11 protein-coding genes are annotated in these 16,043 nt (G+C 61.6%); 9 read left to right on the plus strand and 2 right to left on the minus strand.

The window, feature by feature from the left end:
• Positions 1-4: 4 nt before the first annotated feature.
• Positions 5-2,650, minus strand: coding sequence for a pyruvate dehydrogenase (acetyl-transferring), homodimeric type (gene aceE / locus BLV67_RS11360; RefSeq protein ID WP_017138519.1), 2,646 nt, complete (start codon positions 2,648-2,650; stop codon positions 5-7).
• 383 nt (positions 2,651-3,033) lie between these two features.
• Between aceE and glnE the strand changes: the two genes are divergently transcribed.
• From glnE to BLV67_RS11400, 8 genes are all read left to right on the plus strand, one after another.
• On the plus strand, positions 3,034-5,973 hold the full coding sequence (gene glnE / locus BLV67_RS11365; protein ID WP_069786817.1) for a bifunctional [glutamate--ammonia ligase]-adenylyl-L-tyrosine phosphorylase/[glutamate--ammonia-ligase] adenylyltransferase: 2,940 nt from the start codon (positions 3,034-3,036) through the stop codon (positions 5,971-5,973).
• 229 nt (positions 5,974-6,202) lie between these two features.
• Entirely contained in the window at positions 6,203-7,237 is a 1,035-nt protein-coding gene (gene waaF / locus BLV67_RS11370) for a lipopolysaccharide heptosyltransferase II (protein WP_069786818.1), read from the plus strand.
• Between the two features lies 1 nt (position 7,238).
• On the plus strand, positions 7,239-8,300 hold the full coding sequence (gene waaC, locus BLV67_RS11375) for a lipopolysaccharide heptosyltransferase I (protein ID WP_069786819.1): 1,062 nt from the start codon (positions 7,239-7,241) through the stop codon (positions 8,298-8,300).
• Complete coding sequence (locus BLV67_RS11380; protein ID WP_065930714.1) at positions 8,300-9,424, plus strand: glycosyltransferase family 4 protein; 1,125 nt, start codon at positions 8,300-8,302, stop codon at positions 9,422-9,424. Before waaC ends, BLV67_RS11380 begins: the two co-directional genes overlap by 1 nt.
• Entirely contained in the window at positions 9,421-10,227 is an 807-nt protein-coding gene (rfaP, locus tag BLV67_RS11385) for a lipopolysaccharide core heptose(I) kinase RfaP (RefSeq protein ID WP_069786820.1), read from the plus strand. The genes BLV67_RS11380 and rfaP overlap by 4 nt, the downstream gene beginning before the upstream one ends.
• Entirely contained in the window at positions 10,227-10,961 is a 735-nt protein-coding gene (locus tag BLV67_RS11390; RefSeq protein WP_056860566.1) for a lipopolysaccharide kinase InaA family protein, read from the plus strand. The genes rfaP and BLV67_RS11390 overlap by 1 nt, the downstream gene beginning before the upstream one ends.
• A complete protein-coding gene (locus BLV67_RS11395) occupies positions 10,958-11,710 on the plus strand; it encodes a lipopolysaccharide kinase InaA family protein (RefSeq protein ID WP_056860565.1) in 753 nt (250 codons plus the stop codon). Before BLV67_RS11390 ends, BLV67_RS11395 begins: the two co-directional genes overlap by 4 nt.
• A complete protein-coding gene (locus BLV67_RS11400) occupies positions 11,710-13,152 on the plus strand; it encodes a lipopolysaccharide kinase InaA family protein (RefSeq protein ID WP_069786821.1) in 1,443 nt (480 codons plus the stop codon). Before BLV67_RS11395 ends, BLV67_RS11400 begins: the two co-directional genes overlap by 1 nt.
• A 122-nt stretch (positions 13,153-13,274) precedes the next feature.
• Here the strand turns inward: BLV67_RS11400 and BLV67_RS11405 are convergent, their stop codons facing one another.
• The gene (locus BLV67_RS11405) at positions 13,275-15,374 is read right to left on the minus strand and encodes a TonB-dependent receptor family protein (RefSeq protein ID WP_074854464.1); all 2,100 of its coding nucleotides are present in this window, start codon (positions 15,372-15,374) and stop codon (positions 13,275-13,277) included.
• A gap of 175 nt (positions 15,375-15,549) precedes the next feature.
• Between BLV67_RS11405 and BLV67_RS11410 the strand changes: the two genes are divergently transcribed.
• Complete coding sequence (locus tag BLV67_RS11410) at positions 15,550-15,885, plus strand: YceK/YidQ family lipoprotein (protein WP_065930710.1); 336 nt, start codon at positions 15,550-15,552, stop codon at positions 15,883-15,885.
• Positions 15,886-16,043: the final 158 nt, after the last annotated feature.

Below are 16,043 nucleotides of genomic sequence, written 5' to 3' on the forward strand. Positions count from 1 at the left end.
CTCCTCAGCAGTCCAGTGGGTTGCGTTTTTCCGGGTTGATCCCGAACTTGACGATAGCGTCTGCTACCACCTTGGGTTCGATCTCACCACGGTCAGCCAAGGCTTCCAGGGCTGCCAACACCACGAAGTGACGGTCAACTTCGAAGAAGTGACGCAGCTTCTTGCGGCTGTCACTGCGGCCGAAACCGTCGGTGCCCAGGACTTTGAATTCCTTGGACGGGACCCACTGGCGAATCTGTTCAGCAAACAGCTTCATGTAGTCGGTAGAGGCAATGACTGGACCTTTACGGCCGGCCAGGCACTCTTCGACGTAGCTCTTGGCTGGTTTCTGACCTGGGTGCAGGCGGTTGTTGCGCTCCACCGCCAGGCCGTCGCGACGCAGTTCGTTGAAGCTGGTAACGCTCCACACGTCAGCGCCGACGTTGAACTCTTCACGCAGGATCTTCGCCGCTTCACGCACTTCACGCAGGATGGTGCCGGAGCCCATCAGCTGCACATGGTGCGCCGCTTCCTTGGTGTCTTCTTCGAGCAGGTACATGCCCTTGATGATGCCTTCCTCAACACCGGCCGGCATGGCAGGTTGCTGGTAAGACTCGTTCATCACAGTGATGTAGTAGAAAACGTCCTGCTGCTCTTCGGTCATCTTCTTCATGCCGTCCTGGATGATCACCGCCAGCTCATAGCCGTAGGTTGGATCAAAGGTGCGGCAGTTCGGGATGGTGGCAGCCAGGATGTGGCTGTGACCGTCTTCGTGTTGCAGGCCTTCGCCGTTCAGCGTGGTGCGGCCGGCGGTGCCGCCGATCAGGAAACCACGGGTACGGCTGTCGCCTGCTGCCCACGCCAGGTCGCCGATACGCTGGAAGCCGAACATCGAGTAGAAGATGTAAAACGGCAGCATCGGCTGGTTGTGGCTCGAATACGAAGTACCGGCAGCGATGAAGGAGCTCATGGCGCCCGCTTCGTTGATGCCTTCTTCGAGGATCTGGCCCTTTTTGTCTTCCTTGTAGAACATCACCTGGTCTTTATCGACTGGCTCGTAGAGCTGGCCGACGGAGGAGTAGATGCCCAGCTGACGGAACATGCCTTCCATACCGAAGGTACGGGCTTCGTCCGGGATGATCGGGACGATACGCGAACCGATTTCCTTGTCCTTGACCAACTGCGCCAGGATGCGCACGAACGCCATGGTGGTGGAGATTTCACGGTCGCCCGAGCCGTCCAGGATAGCCTTGAGGGTATCGAGTGGCGGTGTAGGAATGTCGAAGGACTTGGCGCGGCGCTGTGGCACGAAACCGCCCAGTGCTGTGCGACGCTCGCTGAGGTAGCGGGCTTCGGCGCTGTTTGGCTCCGGCTTGAAGAACGGCAGGTTCTCCAGCTCTTCGTCCTTGACCGGGATGTCGAAGCGATCACGGAACAGCTTCAGGCTTTCAACATCCACTTTCTTGGTGTTGTGCGCCGTGTTCTTCGCTTCGCCGGCACCGGTGCCATAACCCTTGATGGTCTTGGCCAGGATGACGGTCGGTTGTTCTTTGTGGTTGACCGCTTCGTGGTACGCCGCGTAGACCTTGTACGGGTCGTGGCCGCCACGGTTGAGTTTCCAGATCTCGTCGTCGGACAGGTCTGCAACCATTGCCTTGAGTTCAGGCGTGTTGAAGAAGTGTTCACGTACGAACGCGCCGTCTTTGGCTTTGTAGTTCTGGTACTCGCCGTCGATGACTTCGTCCATGCGACGTTGCAGGATACCGTCGACGTCTTTGGCCAGCAGTGGGTCCCAGAAACGGCCCCAGATGACTTTGGTCACGTTCCACTGAGCACCGCGGAACACGCCTTCGAGTTCCTGGATGATCTTGCCGTTGCCGCGAACCGGGCCGTCGAGGCGCTGCAGGTTGCAGTTGATGACGAAGATCAGGTTGTCGAGCTTCTCGCGGCCGGCCAGGGAGATGGCGCCCAGGGATTCCGGCTCGTCACACTCGCCGTCGCCCAGGAAGCACCAGACTTTCTGCTTGCCTTCAGGGATGAAGCCACGGGCTTCCAGGTACTTCATGAAGCGTGCCTGGTAGATCGCCTGGATCGGGCCAAGGCCCATGGATACCGTCGGGAACTGCCAGAAATCAGGCATCAGCCAAGGGTGCGGGTACGACGACAGGCCGTTACCGTCCACTTCCTGGCGGAAGTTGTTCATGTGTTCTTCGGTGATGCGGCCTTCCATGAACGCACGGGCGTAAACGCCTGGAGAAGTGTGGCCCTGGAAGTAGATCAGGTCGCCGCCGTGTTCGTCGGTCGGGGCCTGGAAGAAGTAGTTGAAGCCGATGTCATACAGGGTTGCGCTGGAAGCGAAGCTGGAGATGTGACCGCCCAGGTCAGAATCTTTCAAGTTCGTGCGCATTACCATCGCCATGGCGTTCCAACGTACCAGCGAGCGAATGCGGCGTTCCATGAACAGGTCGCCAGGCATGCGTGCTTCGTGGGTAACGGGGATGGTGTTGCGGTATGGCGTGGTGATGGCGTAGGGCAATTGCGAGCCGCTGCGGGTCGCGAGTTCGCCCATACGGGTCATCAAATAATGAGCACGGTCTTCGCCTTCTTTGTCGAGAACCGATTCCAGGGCGTCCAGCCATTCCTGGGTTTCGACGGGATCGAGGTCTTGCATGGCTTGCTCCAGGGCGGAAAGGCTACCAGAATCGGTTGCCTGAAGTTTGCGACTGGCCTTGTGGGCAGACGACATAAATTCTTGGATGGCCGAAGGTTGCTTCGGCGTCCTGTAGTTTTACTACAAATCGTCGGCCATTTCAGCCTTTCGAATGTATATACGAGTAGTAAAACTACACAAGACTGAGCGTATGGCTCGGTCTGGCTGGTGAGCATAATCGTTATTGTTGATCATTTGCGAACAAGAAAAGGTGAAAGTTTGATGTCGGCTGCCAAGATGAAATTAATTTCAGCTATTTCTAACCTTTGTTCGACAGTCCTTCACCAAGCGTGGTTCTTGCCTTCACAACCACACGCCTTTTACGCGCCGATCAAGGATAGACCATGAGCCTTCCAACGCTGGCCGAACTGCCGGCCATTCTCTTGCCTTTTGCCCAGCGGGCCGAGCAGTCATTTCGTGACGCGGTGGCCGCGCTGGACGCCGATCATGGACTTTCTGCGTGGACGCCGCAACGGTGGGCCGACTTTGCCCGGGTGTGCGCCGCCAGTGATTTCGTCATTGAACAGAGTGTTCGTGACCCTTTGATGTTGCTTGAGCTGGTGGCCTGGGGCGAGCTGGACCGCGGCTTTGCGCCCGGTGAGCTGTGCAGCCAGATCGCCGGTGCCGTGCAACAGGCCGAAACAGAAGATGAGTTGGGCCGGCTGCTGCGCCGCCAGCGCACGCGCCAGCAAGTGCGCATTATCTGGCGCGACCTGACCCGACAGGCGGACCTGGTGCAAACCTGTCGCGACCTCTCCGACATGGCCGACGCCAGCATCGACCAGGCTTACCAGTGGCTGTACCAGCGCCACTGCGTGCAGTTCGGCACACCCACCGGCCGGCGCAGCGGCGAAGCCCAGCACATGGTCATTCTTGGCATGGGCAAGCTCGGCGCGGTGGAGTTGAACCTGTCGTCGGACATCGACCTGATCTTCGCCTACCCCGAAGGCGGCGAAACCGTGGGCGTGAAGCGCGCGCTGGACAACCAGGAGTTTTTCATTCGCCTTGGTCAAAAACTGATCAAGGCCCTCGACCCGATGACGGTCGATGGTTTTGTCTTCCGTGTCGACATGCGCCTGCGGCCCTACGGTTCGGCCGGCGCGCTGGTGCTCAGCTTCAATGCGCTGGAGCAGTACTACCAGGATCAAGGCCGCGACTGGGAACGCTACGCCATGATCAAGGCGCGCGTGGTGGCCGGCGATCAAGTGGCCGGTGCGCAATTGCTGGATATGCTGCGCCCGTTCGTTTACCGCCGTTACCTGGATTTTTCCGCGATTGAAGCGCTGCGCACCATGAAGCAACTGATCCAGCAGGAAGTGCGGCGCAAGGGCATGGCCGAGAACATCAAACTGGGCTCGGGCGGCATCCGCGAGGTGGAATTTATCGCCCAGGCGTTCCAGTTGATTCACGGTGGCCGCGACCTGAGCCTGCAACAGCGGCCGTTGCTGATGGTGCTCGGCACGCTGGAAGGCCAGGGCTATTTGCCGCCTGCAGTGATCGCGGAGTTGCGCAATGGTTATGAGTTCCTGCGTTATACCGAGCACGCGATCCAGGCGATCGCCGACCGTCAAACCCAAATGCTCCCGGACAGCCCTGAAGATCAGGCGCGCATTGCCTTTATGCTGGGCTTTGCCGATTGGGCCGCGTTCCATGAGCGCCTGATGTATTGGCGTGGCCGGGTGGACTGGCACTTCCGTCAGGTGATCGCTGATCCGGACGAAGAGGAAGGCGCAGAAAGCGAGCTGGTGGTGGGCGGGGAGTGGTTACCGTTGTGGGAGGAGTCCCAGGACGAAGATGCCGCGTGTCGCCAACTGGCCGAAGGCGGTTTTACCGACGCGCCCAAAGCCCTCAAAGCCCTGGCTGGCCTGCGTGGCAGCCCGCAGTTGCGCGCTATGCAGCGCCTCGGTCGCGAGCGGCTCGACGCGTTTATCCCGCGCTTGCTGGCCCAGGCCGTCGAACACGCCAACCCGGATCTGGTGCTCGAACGCGTGCTGCCGCTGGTGGAGGCCGTGGCGCGACGTTCCGCCTATCTGGTACTGCTGACCGAAAACCCCGACGCCCTGCGCCGCTTGTTGACGCTGTGCGCCGCCAGCCCCTGGATTGCCGAGCAAATCACGCGCTTCCCGCTGCTGCTCGACGAATTGCTCAACGAAGGCCGCCTGTTCAAACCACCGTTGGCGCCGGAACTCGCCGCTGAGCTGCGTGAGCGCCTCACACGCATCCCCGAAGATGACCTTGAGCAACAGATGGAGGCCTTGCGGCACTTCAAACTGGCCCACCGCCTGCGTGTAGCCGCCTCGGAAATTGCCGGTAGCCTGCCGTTGATGAAGGTCAGCGACTATTTGACCTGGCTCGCCGAGGCCATTCTCGAACAAGTGCTGGCCCTGGCCTGGCGCCAGACGGTCGCCCGCCATGGCTCGCCACAGCGGGTGGACGGCAGCCTGTGCGACCCGGGTTTCATTATTGTGGGGTATGGCAAGGTCGGCGGTATCGAGTTGGGGCATGGCTCGGACCTGGATCTGGTGTTCGTCCACGACGGCGACCCGCAGGCCGAAACCGATGGCGCCAAACCCATCGACGGCGCGCAGTTCTTTACGCGCCTGGGCCAGCGGATCATTCACCTGCTCACCACCCAGACCAACTCCGGCCAATTGTATGAAGTGGACATGCGCCTGCGACCTTCCGGCGCCTCCGGTTTGCTGGTCAGCTCGCTTGGGGCGTTTGAGCGCTACCAGGAAAATGAAGCCTGGACCTGGGAACATCAGGCCCTGATCCGCGCGCGGGTGCTGGTGGGCAGCCAGGATGTGGGCCACGCGTTTGAACAGGTACGGGCTAAAGTACTGGGGCGTGAACGTGACTTGGCGAAGCTGCGCCAGGAAGTCAGCGAGATGCGCGCCAAGATGCGCGACAATCTGGGCACCAAGGCTACGGCTGCCGGGACGGGGGCGAATGCCTTCGAGCCGGCGACCGTGTTCGACCTCAAGCAAGACGCCGGAGGTATCGTCGATATTGAATTTATGGTGCAATACGCGGCTTTGGCGTGGTCTGCGCAACATCCATCGTTGCTGCGCTATACCGACAATATCCGCATTCTGGAAGGCTTGGAGCAGGTCGGGCTGATGCCCGCCGCCGATGCCCATCTGTTGCGTGAGGTGTACAAGGCCTACCGTTCCGCCGCGCACCGCCAGGCCTTGCAAAACGAGGCCGGCACGGTAGCCGGGGATCAGTTCGCCGACGAACGGCGCCAGGTGATGCGAATCTGGAATGAACTGGGGTTAAGCTGAAACTCGATTAAATGTGGGATGCCAATCTAATGTGGACACACAGCTTTGTGTGGGAGCCGGGCTTGCCCGCGATGCAGACGCCTCGGTTTATCAGTGATACCGAGTTGATGCCTTCGCAGGCAAGCCAGCTCCCACACAAGCCAGCTCTGACACAAAGTGGCTACCGTGACCTACAGTAAATAACGATGCGGGGAGGCATAAGCCTCCCCGCATCGTTTGTGGAAACTACATGAATATTCTGATCGTTGGGCCTAGTTGGGTCGGTGACATGGTGATGGCGCAGACACTGTTTCAGTGCCTCAAACAGCGCCATCCCGACTGCCAAATCGACGTGCTCGCCCCTGAGTGGAGCCGGCCGATCCTCGAGCGCATGCCCGAGGTGCGCGCGGCCTTGAGCTTCCCGCTTGGCCATGGCGCCCTCGAATTGGCGACGCGCCGGCGCATCGGCAAATCCATGGTCGGCCAGTACGATCAGGCGATTTTGCTGCCCAACTCGCTCAAGTCGGCGTTGGTGCCGTACTTTGCCGGCATCCCTAAACGTACCGGCTGGCGCGGCGAGTTTCGCTACGTGTTGCTCAATGACGTGCGCACCCTCGACAAGGCGCGCTACCCGCTGATGATCGAACGCTTCATGGCGCTGGCCTACGAGCCCGGTGCCGAGTTGCCCACGCCTTATCCGCGCCCGAGCCTGCAGATCGATCCGGTGAGCCGTGACGCAGCGCTGGCCAAGTTCGGCCTGGCGCTTGACCGTCCCGTGCTGGCGCTGTGCCCCGGCGCCGAGTTTGGCGAGTCCAAGCGCTGGCCGTCGGAGCATTACGCCAAAGTCGCCGAGACGAAGATTCGCGAAGGCTGGCAGGTGTGGCTGTTTGGTTCGAAGAAGGACCATCCGGTGGGCGAGGATATTCGCCAGCGCCTGATCCCCGGCCTGCGTGAAGAGGCGGTGAACCTCAGTGGCGACACGTCGCTGGCCGAGGCTATCGATTTACTCTCCTGCGCCGATTCGGTGGTGTCCAACGACTCCGGCCTGATGCACGTGGCCGCCGCGCTGAACCGCCCCTTGGTGGCGGTATATGGCTCGACGTCGCCCGGTTTTACCCCGCCTTTGGCCGATAAGGTTGAAGTGGTGCGCCTGGGCCTGGATTGCAGCCCGTGCTTTGAGCGTACCTGCCGGTTTGGCCATTACAACTGCATGCGTCAGTTGCTGCCGCAGCCGGTGAATGAAGCCTTGCAGCGGTTGCAGGGTTCTGCGGTCGAGGTTCGCTAGTTTGCGCGTATTGGTAGTCAAGACCTCATCCCTGGGCGATGTGATCCACGCCTTGCCGGCACTGACCGACGCGGCGCGGGCGATCCCTGGCATCCGCTTTGACTGGGTGGTGGAAGAAGGCTTTGCCGAGATTCCCACCTGGCACCCGGCCGTGGACAAAGTGATCCCGGTGGCGATTCGCCGCTGGCGCAAGAACATCTGGCAAACCATCAAGAGCGGTGAATGGCGGCGCTTCAAACAGAGCGTGCAGTCGACCAAATACGATTTGGTGATCGATGCCCAAGGGCTGCTCAAAAGCGCCTGGTTGACGCGTTATGTACGCGCGCCGGTGGCCGGCTTTGATAAAAATTCTGCCCGTGAGCCGCTGGCTGCGCGTTTCTACTCGTGCCGGCTGGCCGTGGCCCGTGGGCAGCATGCGGTAGAGCGTTTGCGCCAGCTGTTCGCCGTGGCGTTGGGTTATGACTTGCCCAAAGGCCTGGGCGATTACGGCCTCAGCGTCGACAAGCTGCTCGGCCTGCCGCCGAAAAACCCCTTTGTATTGCTGCTGCACGGCACCACCTGGGACACCAAGCACTGGCCCGAAGCATACTGGCGTGAGCTGGCCGAACGCATGGGCCGCCTGGGGGTGGACGTGAAGTTGCCGTGGGGCAATGCCGCCGAAAAGGCCCGCGCCGAGCGTTTGGCCCAAGGCCTGCAAAACGCCGAAGTGCTGCCCAAACTTAACCTGGCCGGCGTCGCCCGTGTGCTCGCCGGTGCCCGCGCCTGTGTGGCGGTGGACACGGGCCTGGGCCATTTGGCCGCTGCGCTGGACGTGCCGACCATCTCCCTGTTCGGCCCCACCAACCCGGGCCTCACCGGCGCCTACGGCAAGGGCCAGATTCACCTGGCCAGCGACTTCCCGTGCGCGCCGTGCCTGCAAAAAACCTGTACCTATCAACCGACGGCCGACGACCTGCGTCGGTTCGACATCAAGCGCGAGTCGCCCCTGTGCTTCACGCGCTTGAACCCTGAGCGTGTGGCAAGCCGACTGAGCACGTTGTTATTGGCTGAGGAGCTGCACTGATGCAACTGGCTTTTGTTTTGTACAAATATTTCCCCTTCGGTGGCCTGCAGCGCGACTTCATGCGCATCGCCCTGGAGTGCCAGCAACGCGGCCATAAGATTCGGGTCTACACGCTGATCTGGGAAGGCGACATTCCCCCCGGTTTCGAAGTGCTGGTGGCGCCGGTCAAGGCGTTCTTCAACCATCGGCGCAACGAGAAGCTGTTGGCCTGGATGGAAGCCGACCTGGCCAAGCGCCCGGTGGACCGTTTGATCGGCTTCAACAAAATGCCCGGCCTGGACGTGTACTACGCCGCCGACGGCTGCTTTGAAGACAAGGCGCAAAACCTGCGCCACTCGCTGTACAAAAGCTTTGGCCGTTACAAGCACTTTGCCGAGTACGAACGTGCGGTGTTCGCCAAAGACGCCAGGACCGAAGTGTTGATGATCTCCGAAGTGCAGCAACCGCTGTTCATCAAGCATTACGACACGCCGCTGGAGCGCTTCCACCTGCTGCCGCCGGGCATTGCCCAGGACCGCCGCGCGCCGCCGAATGCGGCTGAAATTCGCGAAGGTTTCCGCAAGGAATTCAACCTGCGTGACGACGAGTTGCTGCTGGTGCAAATCGGTTCCGGCTTCAAGACCAAGGGCGTCGACCGCAGCCTCAAGGCCGTGGCCGCTTTGCCTGCCGAACTTAAAAAACGCACGCGCCTGTTTGTAATCGGCCAGGACGACCCCAAAGTATTCCACTTGCAGAGCGCCACCTTGGGGCTGGGCGATAACGTGCAGTTCCTCAAGGGCCGCAGCGATATCCCGCGTTTCCTGCTGGGCGCCGACCTGTTGATTCACCCGGCGTACAACGAAAATACCGGTACCGTGTTGCTCGAAGCCCTGGTGGCCGGGTTGCCGGTGCTGGTCTCGGCGGTGTGTGGTTATGCCCACTACATTGCCGAAGCCGACAGCGGGCTGGTGCTGGATGAGCCGTTTGAACAAGCGCAGCTCAACCAGTACCTCACGCATATGCTCACCGACACTGCACAGCGCGCGGCCTGGGGCCGCAATGGGTTGGCCTTCGCCGAGACGGCCGACCTCTACAGCATGCCGCAGCACGCGGCAGATGTGATTCTGGCGGAGCCGAAACGATGAAGTTGATTCTTGCCGAACCGTTCAAGACGTTATGGGCCGGGCGTGATGCCTTTGCCGAAGTCGAGAAACTGCAAGGCCAGGTATTTCGTGAACTGGCGGCGCGTCGCACCTTGCGTACCGAGGTGGAGGGCCGCCCGTATTTCGTGAAAATTCACCGGGGCATCGGTTGGGGCGAGATCTTCAAGAACCTGATCACCGCCAAGTTGCCGGTGCTGGGTGCCGGCCTGGAATGGTCGGCCATCCACCGCCTGCAGGAACTGGGCGTGCCGACCATGACCGGCGTGGCCTTCGGTGAAAAAGGCAGCAACCCGGCGGACCAGCACTCGTTCATCATCACCGAAGAACTGGCGCCGACCATCAGCCTGGAAGACCTGACCGTCAACTGGGCGGCCGAGCCGCCGGCACCGGCATTGCGCCATGCGCTCACCGCTGAACTGGCACGCATGGTCGGCGACATGCACCGTGGCGGTGTCAATCACCGCGACTGCTACCTGTGCCACTTCCTGCTGGATACGTCCCGGCCGATCGATGCGCGTAATATCAAGCTTTCAGTGATCGACCTGCACCGTGCCCAATTGCGCGCCCATCTGCCGCTGCGCTGGCGCGACAAGGACTTGTCCGCGCTGTACTACTCGGCGCTGGACATCGGCCTGACTCAGCGCGACAAGTTGCGCTTCCTCAAAGGCTACTTCCGCCAGCCGCTGCGCCAGATCCTGGCCGAGCAGTCGGCGTCCCTGAGCCTGTTGCAGCGCAAGGCCGACAAGCTGTATGCGCGCAAGCAACGCCTGGGGGATGCGATCTGATGGCGGGTTGGAACCTGGAACCTGCTTACGCCGCCCTGGCGGATGACTTTGGCAGCCTGGAGGCAGTGTTTGCCTTGCAGGGTGAGCGACTGACGCGCGACCCCTTGTCGGAAGTGATTCGGGTGGAGCGTGGCGGGGTCAATTACTACGTCAAACGCTACGTCGGTGCCGGCAAGGGCCTGCGCCGGTACCTGGGCAAACCTCGGGTGAAGTCCGAATGGCAGAACCTCAAGCGCTTCGCCAAGTGGGGGATTCCCACCGCCGACGTGGTGGCCTGGGGCCTTGAGCGCAAGGGGCTGGCTTATGCGCGCGGGGCGATGATCACCCGCGAGTTGCCCAAGACCGAAGACCTGTCGGTGCTGGCCGATCGTAACGATCCGTGCTTGAAAGACCCCACGTGGGTCAACGTGATCAGCCGTCAACTGGCCGAATATACGCGCACAATGCACGAGCACCGTTTTACCCATAACGACTTGAAGTGGCGCAACCTGCTGGTTGACGATAACCGCACCCTGTACCTGATCGATTGCCCCAACGGCGATTTCTGGCGCGGTTTCTGGCTCAAGTACCGTATTACCAAGGACCTGGCCTGCCTGGATAAAGTCGCCAAGTATCACTTGTCGGCCACCCAGCGCCTGCGCTTCTACCTGCAATACCGCCAACGCACGCACCTGACGGCTTCGGACAAACAGCGAATCCGCCACGTGGTGAAGTTTTTCGAGGGGCGCGAATGACTGATTTTCTGGCGGCCGATGATCGCGCATTGCTTGCGCGCCACGGCCTGGCTGACTTCGATGCGCTGTGGGCCAGGCAACTGGACGCGGTGGATGAACCCAATACCAGCGACGGCGGCTGGAGCAGCGTGTTTCGCCTGGAGCTTGAAGGCCAGGGTTACTACCTCAAGCGCCAGAGCAACTACCTGACGCGCACGCTCAGCAAGCCGTTCGGCGAGCCGACCTTTGCCCGCGAGTTTCGTAATATCAGCCGCTACCGGCAGCTGGGTATTCCGGCGTTGCAGGCAGCGTTTTTCGGTGAGCGCAAGGTTGAAGGCGAGCGCCGCGCGATGCTGCTGACCCGCGCCCTGGACGGCTGGAATGACCTGGACTCATTGCTCGAGCAATGGCCGCAACTGAGCGACGCCCAGCACCGTGCGATTCTGCTGGCCTGCGGTCAGCTGGCGCGCCACCTGCACAGCGTCGGGCAAGTGCATGGCTGTTTTTACCCCAAGCATATTTTCCTGCAACCGCTCGGAGACGGTTATGCCGCGCAGTTGATCGACCTGGAGAAAACCCGCCCGCTGCTGTTCGGCCGGCGTGATCGGGTCAAGGACCTGGAGCCGTTGCTGCGCCGTGCGCCGCAGTGGTCGGATGCGCAAGTGCGGCAACTGCTGGCGGCGTATCTGGACCAGCCTGAAGACAGCGCGCTGGTGGGCGCCTGGTTCGAGCGCCTGACGGCCCGGCGCAGCCACAAGGAGAAGCGCTGATGCGCTTGTCCGAACTGAAAAAAGCCGGCCGCACGCCCGAGCTGCCGCTGACCCTCGAGCTGGCCGACGCCGCAGGCACAGGCCAGCTGCAACTGCTCAACCTGCTGCGCGTGTTGCCGGGCGAACGCTACGTGGGCGCCGCCGTCTGGCGCGGCCGCCCGGTGTTGGCCAAGTTGCTGGTAGGCAGCAAGGCCGCGCGGCATTTTCAGCGTGAACTCAGCGGCGTTCGCCTGCTGGCCGAGCAAGGCCTGACCACGCCACAATTGCTGGCCGATGGCTTACAGGAAGGCGAGGGCGGCTGGCTGCTGTTTGAATTTATCGAAGGTGCCGAAAGCCTCGCCGATGCCTGGCAGGCGGTCGAGGGGTTGCCGCCACTGGCGGACGAGCAAACCGCCGTACTCGCCGAGGCGTTGGGCGCGATTGCGCAGATGCACGCCAAAGGCCTGTGGCAAGAAGACCTGCACCTGGACAACCTGCTGCGCCAGGACGGCAAGCTGTACCTGATCGATGGCGCCGGGATTCGTGTTGAGGAGGCGGGCAAGCCGCTGTCGTGCAACCGGGTGCTGGAAAACCTTGGCGTGTTCTTCGCCCAGTTGCCGAAAAACCTCGAACCGTTTACCGAAGAATTGCTGGTGTACTACCTGCTGAGCAACGGCGAACACGCCTTGCCGCTGCAGGCCCTGGAAAAACAGGTGCGCAAGGTCAGCGCCTGGCGCTTGAAAGACTTTCTGAACAAGGTTGGCCGTGAATGCACGCTGTTCAGCGTGGTGCGTGGCGCCTTTGCCTTGCGTGCGATTCGTCGCGAGGAAGAGGCGGCGATGCTGCCGGTGCTGGAACAGGCCGACGCGTTGCTCGACCAAGGCCATGTGTACAAAACCGGTGGCGCGGCCACGGTTGCCAAGGTCGAAGCGGGCGGGCGGCCGCTGGTGATCAAGCGCTACAACATCAAGGGTTTTGCCCATTGGCTCAAGCGCTTCTGGCGCCCCAGCCGGGCCTGGCATTCGTGGCGCGAGGGCAACCGCCTGGCGTTCCTTGGCATCGCCACGCCCAAGCCGCTGGCGGTGTTGGAAAAACGCTTTTTGTGGCTGCGCAGCCGGGCTTACCTGGTGACGGAATACTTGCCGGGGCCGGACATCATCGAGCGCTTCGCGCCCTATGTTGAGAAAGGCGATGCGCCCGAAAATGAACTGCTGGCCCTGGACCATTTGTTCGTCGAGCTGATCCGCGAGCGCATCAGCCATGGTGATTTCAAGGGCCATAACCTGTTCTGGGCCGAGGATCGCTGGGCGTTGATCGACCTGGACGCCATGTGTCAGCACAGCTCGGTCGCCAGCTTCGCGCCGGCGTTCGCCAAGGACCGCGCGCGGTTTATGCGTAACTGGCCTGAGAGCAGCGCGTTGTACCAGCTGATCGATGCACGTTTGCCCAAACAGGTGCAATGATCATTCCCACGCTCTGCGTGGGAATGCCGCCCCGGACGCTCTGCGTCCCGCTCCTCAAGCCACGTGCAAGGTGACGCGGAGCGTCACGGGATGCATCCCCACGCGGAGCGTGGGAACGATCATCAGAACTGATATTCAGCCCCGGCCCCGGCATACCAGGACCTTCCAGGCGCCGCTTCGTAGTAGCGGAAGTTGCCGTCCCCCACAATCACCGAACCCACATACTGGCGATCCAGCAAGTTATCCAGGCGCACCGTCTGGTGAAAGGTCCAGTGCTCCACCTTCTGCTCAAAGCGCGCCCGCCAGTTGAACACGCTGTAGCCCGGCGCGGCGCGTTGCTGGTTGGTGTCTTCGACGTAGACCTTGCTGCGGTACAGGCCTTCGAGGGCGGTGCTGACCCAGTCGCGGGGTTTCCAGTTCAGCTCGGCGAAGAGGGTGGTTTGCGGCACGCCGGGCAAGTAGTTGCCCTTGTCGATAGCCTTCCCGCTGTTGGTAAAGTCGCTGTTGTAGGTCGCTTGCAGGCGGGTGTAGGCGAGGGTGGTGCTCCACTGTTCGCCGAGTTGGCTTTCCAGGCCCAGCTCGAAGCCTCGGCGCAGGGTTTTACCGGCGTTCTGGTAGGTGGTGCGACCGCCGCTGGATTGCTGCACGACCAACTCGTCGTCAGTCATGATCTGGAATAGCGCAGCGTTGAGGCGCGTGTCCTGGCCAAGCTTGGCTTTCAGGCCGACTTCATACTGTTTGCTGACCGACGGCTTGAGCGCAAAGTTAAAGCCATTGGCGCTACTCGAATACGCCGACTCCGCCTGGGTCGGGGTTTCGAAGCCTTTGCCCGCGCTCACATAGCCATGCAGGTCCGGCGTAAAGGCGTACATCACGCTGACCGAAGGCGTGTTCTTCTGGTAGGTCTTGCTGCCGCTGTCATTACCGTCGCTGGTGAAGTGGTCGTCCACGTCCATCTTCATACTGCTGTGGCGCAGGCCGGCTTGCAGGGTCCAGTCGCCCAGCAGCCAGTTGGCCTGCACGAACGGGTCGAGGCTGGTGGCGGTGTCGATCTCGTCACGGCCCAGGGCGCCTTTGACGCCGTGCACGCCATCCAGGGTGTTGGAATAGCCTTGGCGGTCATCCTGGCTGCGGTCGTAATCGAGGCCGGTGATCAGGGTCAACTCGCCGGGGGCGCTGGTGATGGGTTGCAGCCAGTGGACGGAGCCACCGTAGAACTGGCGGTCGAACGCGACCACGCCGCCGCGAGCGTTTGCCGGGTTGGGCGCGCCACTGGCGAACTTGTCCGGAATCGACAGGTACTGAATCACACTCCTGCGCCCGGTATACGCGTTTACCTGCAACGTCGCATCACCGATATAACGTTCGTAATTCATGCCCAATTGCTGATGATCGATGCTTTTTCGCGTGTTGTACTGCAACGCAGCCGGCGCGACCGAGCGCGGGTCGGCTTTGTAGGCTTCCCAGGTTTGCCCCAGCGGATCCTGCGTGCCGTTCTGTTCCAGGCTGCTATAGATCAGCGCCAACTTGCTGTCGTCATCCGGCTGCACGTTGAGCTTGGCAAAGGTCTGGTCGCGTCGTGCGCTGCTGTGGTCGCGATAGCCATCGGTGTCCATGCGCGAAGCGTCGAGCACAAAACCTGCACCGTTCGCCGCGCCTTCGGCGGTAAGGTGGTTTTTGCTCAGGCCGTCGCTGCCCACCAGGGTTTCGGCGCCGATGCGTGGCGGGCCTTCGCCGTCGCGGGAAAACATCTGGATCACGCCGCCGGCGTTGCTGCCATACAAGGTGGCGGCCGGGCCGCGCAGCACTTCAATGCGCTCGGCGGTGTCGAGGTTGAAGGTGGCCGCCTGGCCCTGGCCGTCCGGAGTGCTGGCCGGGATGCCGTCGGCGATCAACTTGATGCCGCGCACGCCAAACGCCGAGCGCGCGCCGAAGCCACGGGAGGAAATCTGCAGGTCCTGGGCGTAGTTCTGGCGGTTTTGCACCACCAGGCCCGGCACGCGGGACAAGGCCTCGGAGGCGTTGATGCCGAGCTGGCCGTCGCTGATCTGCTCATGGCTGATGCTGTCGACCGAGTACGGCAGGCCGAACGTCGGGCTGGCGCTGCGTGAGCCGGTAACGACGCTGGGGTCGAGGACCAGGGCGGTGTCTTCAGCCACGGCGGTGTCGCACACGGCGAACAGGCCGGGCAGCAGAAGGGTAAAGCGGGCGAGGGTTTTCATCAGTCAGCCGGAATCTGTGGCGCTTAACGCTGTAAACGCGCAAAAGAGGCGAGAGTTTAACCAGTTGGTTAGTGCTGTTGCTCGGGATATTTCCCACGAAACATTGGGACATTGTGATCTGGGGGCTCACAGATCCCGATGCTAGCGTGGCTGACGACTATTCGAGGGGTTGGCGATGGGCACAAAACTGGCGGCTGCACTGGGGGCGTTTTCATTGGCGTTAAGTGGGTGCGGAACCGTTAACACGGTTTTTCGCGATGATCTGTCAGCGACCCGCGAGTTGCGCAAGCAAAAAACCTACTGCGAGTCCATTCCCCGTGCCTATAGCGGCCTGGCATTCAACTTTTGCCTGCTCAACGCGCCCCCGGACATCACGGGCGTACTGGTGCCGGTGATACTGGTGGATATGACCGCCTCGGGTATTGTTGATACCGTGGTGCTGCCCTATACGATCTACCAGCAGGGCACGCTGGGCAATATGGGCATTTACTGGCGCCCCGGTCGCTCGTAGCCACGGGGATCATCATGCGCCGAAGCAAGGACGGCAGCACCGAGACCTACCCGTAACCCGCTTGCCGCTTGCCGCTAACAGCTTCCTGCTGCTTTTAAGTTATAATCCCGCCCTTTAGCTGTTTCTCGCTCAGGCGGGAGGCACACTTTTTTCAGGCG

The organism is Pseudomonas salomonii, from assembly GCF_900107155.1.
GTDB classification, from domain to species: domain Bacteria; phylum Pseudomonadota; class Gammaproteobacteria; order Pseudomonadales; family Pseudomonadaceae; genus Aquipseudomonas; species Aquipseudomonas salomonii.